The 7320-nt window shown below is 62.9% G+C and carries 4 protein-coding genes; 1 reads left to right on the forward strand and 3 read right to left on the reverse strand.

Features of this window, described 5'->3' with window-relative positions:
* Positions 1-256 precede the first annotated feature (256 nt).
* Positions 257-484 carry a helix-turn-helix domain-containing protein gene (locus LB543_RS33525; protein WP_224617321.1) on the forward strand — a complete coding sequence of 76 codons (228 nt, stop codon included), beginning with the start codon at positions 257-259 and terminating at the stop codon, positions 482-484.
* Between the two features lie 370 nt (positions 485-854).
* On the opposite strand, the gene LB543_RS33530 is transcribed toward LB543_RS33525, so the two are convergent.
* From LB543_RS33530 to LB543_RS33540, 3 genes are read right to left on the reverse strand one after another with little or no spacing between them, the layout of a single operon-like run.
* On the reverse strand, positions 855-4910 hold the full coding sequence (locus LB543_RS33530; RefSeq protein WP_224617322.1) for a trypsin-like peptidase domain-containing protein: 4056 nt from the start codon (positions 4908-4910) through the stop codon (positions 855-857).
* A gap of 2 nt (positions 4911-4912) precedes the next feature.
* The gene (locus LB543_RS33535; RefSeq protein WP_224617323.1) at positions 4913-6046 is read right to left on the reverse strand and encodes a hypothetical protein; all 1134 of its coding nucleotides are present in this window, start codon (positions 6044-6046) and stop codon (positions 4913-4915) included.
* Positions 6039-6935: a hypothetical protein gene (locus tag LB543_RS33540; protein WP_224617324.1), complete on the reverse strand. Its 897-nt coding sequence runs from the start codon at positions 6933-6935 to the stop codon at positions 6039-6041. Before LB543_RS33540 ends, LB543_RS33535 begins: the two co-directional genes overlap by 8 nt.
* Positions 6936-7320: the final 385 nt, after the last annotated feature.

Here is a 7320-nt window from a genome sequence, read left to right on the forward strand (position 1 = left end):
GGAAAACGCCGATGACCACCGACACGCCGCTCACTCGCTACAGCGCTACTAACGGCGCGCTCGCGAGCGGCTTCGTAGCCGCCAGCCACACCACCTCATGGGACACGATCTCGCTTTCGACTGGAACCTCAGAGGCGTCATTCATTTCAGATGACCATCATTGCTGACGAAGGGAGTTCACTTCATAGCATACAAAACTGCGAATAGGAACTATCGTTCCTGGAATGATCGTTCCATTCGCGAGTTATCTCTCGGGATGGATCTAAAGGAAATCTTAGCTATCAATTTGCGGCATGCCCGAAACAGGCGGAATCTGACCCAAGAGGAACTAGCAGAGCGCTCGGGTCTGAGCTCTCGCTACATAGGAGCGATTGAACGCGCTGATGTTTCGGCCAGTGTCACGGTTCTCGGACGCATCGCCGACGCGCTCGGAATGGAGCCGGAAGCACTCATTCGTAAGTCGAAGGGCGGTCATTTAGATTAGGGGCCGCGTGGCCGCTCGCGAGCGCGCCTCAAACGGCGCCGTAGCGAGCGGCGGCTTTGCGCCTTCATCCCAGTCGCTCGGCCGACGAGGTCGATGTCCACAAAGCGGACGCGTATCACCGCGACTCGACGGCCAGGGCCTTGCGGTTGATCAGTCCGGCCGGGACTTGGCCGCCGACCCGCACCACTCCAGTCGCGCAGGATCTCCCTGGTCTTCTAACTGTTTCGTCTGATCGGGTCGGAGAGGCCGGCTTGGGTCGGCCGCGCCCTGCAAAGAGATCACGCTCCCTAGCCCGCCTCACCGGCCTTGGCGTTGCTGGTTCGTCTGAAGGCCCGAGTACAGGTCGGGGGCAGTTTGCCTCTACCGGGGGCTAGGGTGTGTTGTCCGCGAAGGGGTCCTGTCCAGATCGCAATGCCACAATCCAGGCTTGGCGGATGGCAATCGCGTGAGCAAAACGTTCGACACCTCGGGTTTGTGCGATGAAGTAGTTGAATTCCTCGATGGCGGCCTCGCGCTGGCCAGAAAGCGCGAGGACGAGACCATGTGTATCGCGGTAGTTGGGGTCATTGGGCACCTGTCTCAGCGCGCAATTCGAGAGCATCGTCGCGTCGGCGATGTCCTTCACTGCGGCGAGGTCCCAGGCTAGGTCATTGCAGGCCTCGGCGTCGTCCAGCGAAAGTGCCCACCCGACCAGATCGCGTTCGAGCTGAGTTGCCTCAGTCGGATGGCCGCTGGCGATCAGCTTTCCGACATCCGGAGAAAGCGCCTTGAGAACATCGGAGCCGACCGGTAGCGCAGCGAAGGTCGGATGGTAGGCGCCTCGCAGCGGTGACTTGACCCATTCCTCCCAGGTAAGGTTGCGGCCCGCGACGAGGCTGGCGCGGTCTAACTGCGCCTTAAGATCCGTGGGAGCGACGACGACCTTGTCGCCCAAGGAGACTACGAGACCGAGGTCCTCGCGGTAGCTGTAGGACGACCCGCCGGAACTGGCCGGGAGCACGGCGTAAGCGTCCTCCTCAGGAAAGACCTTCAAGTCCACAAAAGTCACATGCGCGGATTCCGCATCCGGCGTGCCGAACAGGTTCGAGTTCAAGATGGTAAGCGCGCGGCCGGTTGGCGAAAAACGAACATCTTCAATCGATAGGTCGCCGTTTGGAAGCGCTGTGCCCAGTTCCGCGGGCGCCGCGTCTGTGAGCGTCCACAGGAAGGGCGTCGTATCATCAATGGTCCAAAGCACGAGCGCCTTTGCGTCGGGGCTGAAGGCGACCCTCCAATGGTTGTTTAGGTTGGGCTTCGGGCCGGTCAGCTTGGTGGCCATCTGAAGCTTACCGTCCTTCAAGCTCCACAGCCGGCCGTACGATTCGGCACCCGAGACTGTCACTAGCCACTGGGAGTCGGGACTGAAGGCGGCGAGTTTGTCGTTCCAGATGAGCCCATCTAGCGTCTGACCGACGTCGGGGGTCAGGGGCCTTTGCAAATCCCAGATCCGGGACGACACGTTGTGATCGAGGAGCGTCACATCAGCCGAGCCCGTGAACAGCCATCGGCCGTCCTTGCTAAACTCTAGCCGGAGCGCGGAATATTCGAGCGGAGTCAGGTCTGCGACCTTGCGCCAAGTCGCCCCGTCGGCTCGGAAGACCTGGACCGTGCGGTCGTCTTGTTCGTGGGCGAGCTTGTTGGCGGCACCCGCAATCGCGACCCACTGGCTATCGGGTGAGAAAACGACGGCCCCGACGCCGCCCCGGAAGCCCGTAAACTTGATTCGCTTCGAGGGGTCGCCCAGCGCATCGACCGGTGCAATGAAACCCACCTCGTTGCTGTGGGCGTAGGCGCTGGATTCGGCGTCGCGATAGAAGCTGATCCAGCGCCCGTCCGGGGAGAAGGTGGGCGATCCTAAATTGTCCTTGCTGACCACGATCGGCGATAGCTTCGAGCCGTGGAGGTCGTAGGCGATTTTTGTGTCGTTCTCGCCGTCGACGACCAGCAATCGTCCGTCCGGGCTAAAGGAAACGGAAAAAATAGGCCTTGGAAGAGTGAACTGTCGTCGATTCCCGTTCGCCGGCGCAATTTCAATTGCCAGACATTGCTTGCCTTCTGAGGCTTGGACGACGAGCCACTTGTCATCCGGCGACATCATGACGTGGCATCCGGGACAGTCGCCCTCAGAGCCTGTCTTGAGAATATTTCGATCGACTTTGAGCGTATATAGGCGGGCAGGTCGCTCGGGGTCGGCGATGCTCCAGAGTTCGAGTGACTCGCCTCTAGCGACGGCCACAAGCCTGCCACTGTCGGACAGCCTCAGGGCTTGCACGTCAGCGTAGGGGCTTGTTGCGATCGACGCCGACGGTGCGAGGGGGTCGATCTTGGTGAGGTCCCAGAGCCGATCGTCACGGCCGATTCCGGAGGCGAACAAATACCGGCCCGATAAGCTGAGGCGCACGTTTCCGGCTCGATCGTCGAAGCCGCGGAAGGTCGCAAACGCGGGAGTGGCCGATCCTTGGAGATCGGCGACCCGGACGAAGGAAACCGTCGCGCCTTGGCTGATTGCGAGGAACTGCCGGTCGGCCGTCAGGCTGCTTGAGTCCGCAATGCCCGGCAGCTTGACTTGGAAGGTCGGGCTCAGCGCGGCCGTTGACTGGTTTGAGAAATACCACGTCTTGATGTGGCCGCTCAGCGTGACGACCACTGCGGCATGTTGGTTCGGGAGGAAGAAAGCGTTCTGTAGCGCCTGGTTCGGATCTGACGGCTCGGCCTGGTCGAGTGCCAGCGGCGCGCCGCTCGGCGCGAGGTGATTCAGCGTCCAGACCCTTAGCATTGGGTCGGCGACGGAGGAGTCCGGCCACCAAATTGAGCTGCCGGTCAGGAGCAAGGCGTGATCATCGGTGAGATCGAGCAAGTCGAGGGGGGGCGGGCCGTAAGCGGGGCGCGTGTGACCGGTGTCGAAGGCGGCCACGGGCGTCGGCTCCGGCGACGCCAAGTTCCAGATGAGGGCCCAGGCCTTGGTCGAGCTGGCCATGAGGACGGCGCCGTCCCGGGAAAACCGGAGGTGATCGACGAGATGGCCTGGAGGAATCTGGAGCGTGCGGAAGGCCGGCTTCAACGGGCCGTTGGCGAAGGCGAAGAGGCTTACAGTCCCGCGGGCGTCCGCGACCGCGAGTGTATCACCCGAGGCGGAAACGCCAATGGCGGTGGCGGCCCCAGCAATCGCGGACAGGAGGGTGACCTGTGGCTGTGGCTCGCGGTCTGGCGTGTCCAGTGGCCAGGACCAGACAGACCCCGCGGAGGTGTTTGGGTTCCGAGTTAGGGCGATGATCTGCGTCGAATTCTTGTCGAAGGCCAGGTCGGTAAAACCTGATCGATCGGGTTTCTGCAGCACCTTGACCAATTCTGGCGGCGCCCCGCCGGCCAGTTTCCAAATTCGAATGGCTCCGGTGTTGGACGCCGTCGCCAATAGCTTCTCGCTCGAATCTATCACGACGGGCTCAAGCGCCCCGTCGCCACCGGCGAAGCCGAAGCCACCGATACCCAGCTGAGCGCCCGTCAAGGCTTCTCGCGCTGGCGCGAGGACGAATCCATCCGCGCGGGTTTGGTTGACCGCCTCCGCGCCGATGATGAGGGCGCGCATCGGATTTGTGGCGCGCAAGGAATTGGAATGGGTCGCGAGGATCTGGGAGCGTTCTCGCCGCAGGACTAGTTGCGCCAGTTCGTCCGCGCCCATGACTCGATCCTTCGCCGATCGAGGCTTGAGCGCCACAGGAACGCCCCAGGCGCGGAGATCGCGAAGGATCGAATCGATCGGCCGAGCGGCCATCTCGTTGACACTCGCGTCGAGTGGCATGCCGATCAGCTCCCACGCCGCGCTGAAGAGCCCTCCGCCAGACTGGCCTTCATTGACAGTCGAATGGACGCGGAGGTTGTCCTGCGTGGCGGCGAATAGCACTTCGCCGGACCCAGACGCCCAGGACGACCCGCCCCAGCAGCCGATGCTGTTCACCGCCCCGTTCACGGCGGGCGAGGCCGAGGTCGCCAGCATCGAGAAGTTCAGCCCATTGAGGTATTTATCGAGGGTGGCGTCGCGGGGCACCATGATGACGGCGAGGTCGCCGGAACCTCTTGGCTCGCTGGTCTTGAAGGTCGTCGCCGGTCGCGGATCTGAAACGCCGAGGAACCTGGCTGAAATGTTGACCTGCGCGCCGGTCGAGGGATCGATGACCACATGGTCGGCGGTGGCCACGTAGATAGTCTTCTCGTCGAAGCCGACGATGATCCCCGCTCCACAGCCGCCACCTTCGGGTGTCACCATGACGATCTGCGAAAGCGCCGAGCCTCGCGCTTCAGACGCGAGCTTCTGTGCGAGGCTTGGGGCGGCGGGCTGTAGAACAAGCCAGCCGGCGCAGAGGATGAGCGCGAGGGGTCGCAACGACATCGTCAGGTTTCCCACCACCGTCGAACGGCAAGCCATGTGGCAACCGCCGCGGAGACGGCCGCGTAGAGCTCGTTGGGCCAATGAAAGAGGAGCCATTGCAGCAAGCTCGGGCGAAGGTCTTTGGGGGAGTCGCGACCGAGGCGGAGGACGGTCGCTTCTGGCGCCGACATAATAACGTTCAACTGGCCGTCTTGGAGGCTCAGCGCGCGCACGATCATCGGCTTGGCACTACGCACGGTCAGTAGGTCGCTGGGGCGCAGCTGGAAATTCTGCCCGCCGTCGCCAACGTCAACCGCGCCGCTCAGGATGGTGGGATCGCCGGCCTCCTCAAAAGCGACGCTGGAGATCGCCGTGTTGCGAAAGACGGCAAGGTCTTGCTGCTTTTCGGCGGGGTAGAGCGCAAACCGCAGCATTTTCCCGCGGACGGAGACCTGCTGAATGGCACTGTTGCTCACGGTCAGTGGCTGACCGGGTGCGCCCACGCGAATCAGCCGCCCGAAGTCCGCCTCGATTGAAGAGGAGCCTTGGGCGGCGATATCGAGGCCTCGCGTGTCTCCGGAGTAGGCAATCCTCGTATCGACGGAGAACTTCGCGCCGGGTGACAGCTGGATCGCATAAAGGCGGACGGACGGGTCGAGCTTAACGGGGGCCGTCTTGTCGCCATCCACCGTCTCCGCGTTGAGTTCGAGCCGTCCGCCAGGCGCGGCGTCGCTCGGAGAGGCGTCTTCAACGCCCGATACGATGGCCTGTTCGAGCGAGAGTATCTGCCCCGCCTCTCCCGGGAGGAGCGTCACGGTCGTGGTTGGCAGAAGATCGAACTTGAGGGACGTGGCGCGCAGCGTGACATCGAGGGGGGCGTGCGGCAGTCGAATGAGGCATAGCGTTAGGAGCACCAGCGTGGCCACGCCAAGGGCGACGAGGTCCGTGCCACGTTTTCGATTGGGCTCTAGCGACTTTAGCGCATTGGAGACCTCGTCGAGGCGGGCGAGCCGTGCGAGGCTCGTTGGCGATGGCGCCTCGCCGCTCGTAACTTGTTGCCGCAGGTTTCCAATCAGGTCGGCTCTGGTCCGGCACAACGCGTCGAGCGCGGCGCGCGAGCGGTCTCGCGACGTCTTGCCGGGCGGCGAACTATCCATGGGTCCCGCAGTCTTGGTGCAGCAGAAGAATAGGCTGTGTGGTAAGGCCCGCGCCGGCCGCGGTCTGTTCGAACGTGACGCGATAGATGCCTGCGTCGTATCCGGCGAAGGTCAGAGACACCGCAGACGTGTCTTGGGACGGCCCCCCCGACATCACAATATCCACGAGCTTTGGGGGCCCTGCGGGGGAGACGGGCTCAATAAGGGCCTTGTTGAACGAGGTCGGGAGCTGCGAGTGGATTAAGAACGCATAGGAGTTGGCGTAGCCCGGGCCCACTCTCAGCGGTATCGAGACTGTGTAGGTTTGCCCTTGTTGTGTCTCGGTTCGTGTGGCCAGCGCTGAGAGTCGACTCCAATCCGGTTGCCAAATTGCGATAACGTCGGTCGACCAAGTGAATGGGTCTTGCTCTATGGCGTCGAGCCCAAAGAAGGGCACGACGGTGGAGCGCAAGCTCAGATGTACCGCCATTCCGGAGTTGTCGCACCAACTAAGGGTCGCTGTGGCTTTGCGGGGAAACAGATTGGGGCCGGGCTGCGCCTGTTTCACCGAGACAATCCTCGGCGCGACCAAGGCGATCGGCTTGACCAGCAGGCCCTCGCAGTAGGGCTTTCCCGCATTGTCAGCGCGCACCTCGTAGGGTGCCTGGAGGCCGGTGAGCATGGAATCGGGAATCTGATCACAGAAAGGTGGCCGGGCTTGCGCAGATGCGCAGGCCGGCAACAGCATCGTAAAACCCGCGAATGCCCAGACGACGCTGACGCTCCAGCCAACGACCCCCCGGTGCCGAAGCGGCGTGCGATCGGCCCACGCGGTTCGAGCCAGCGGCCCTCCGCTAGGGGATGCCCCGGCGGCAACAGCTAATTTGTCGCGCTCGAAACGCCGGCTCACCTTGGCCCCCCAGGTTGCACTTGACGCACAAGGCTACACTAAGTCGCGATCACCAGAAACAGTGGTTTTCGAGATTAACCACCGCAAAATGCACTTTGGTCACCGATGTAGAACCCGTCCTCAGGCGCAGTGGTAATGCGCCGTCGGTGCTGAACGTCGAGTTCTGGGAGATGCGCAGGCAGCCAGCATCACCGGGGTTGGGTCGGAGTTTGACAGGGGACCGTCGGTGGGGACGTCCGCTTCAGCCGCGTTCGCGCCTAAAAGCAGACAGGCAGGCATCGGCCCCCAATCTGCCGGTCAGTAATGCGCCCAATGCACGAACCCGCTGCGCGGGAGGGCCGCCTCCTTCTGAGATGGCGTGCATGTCATAGGCCTTGAGCGGGTA

Source organism: Mesorhizobium sp. ESP7-2 (assembly GCF_020164715.1).
Lineage (GTDB): Bacteria > Pseudomonadota > Alphaproteobacteria > Rhizobiales > Rhizobiaceae > Mesorhizobium.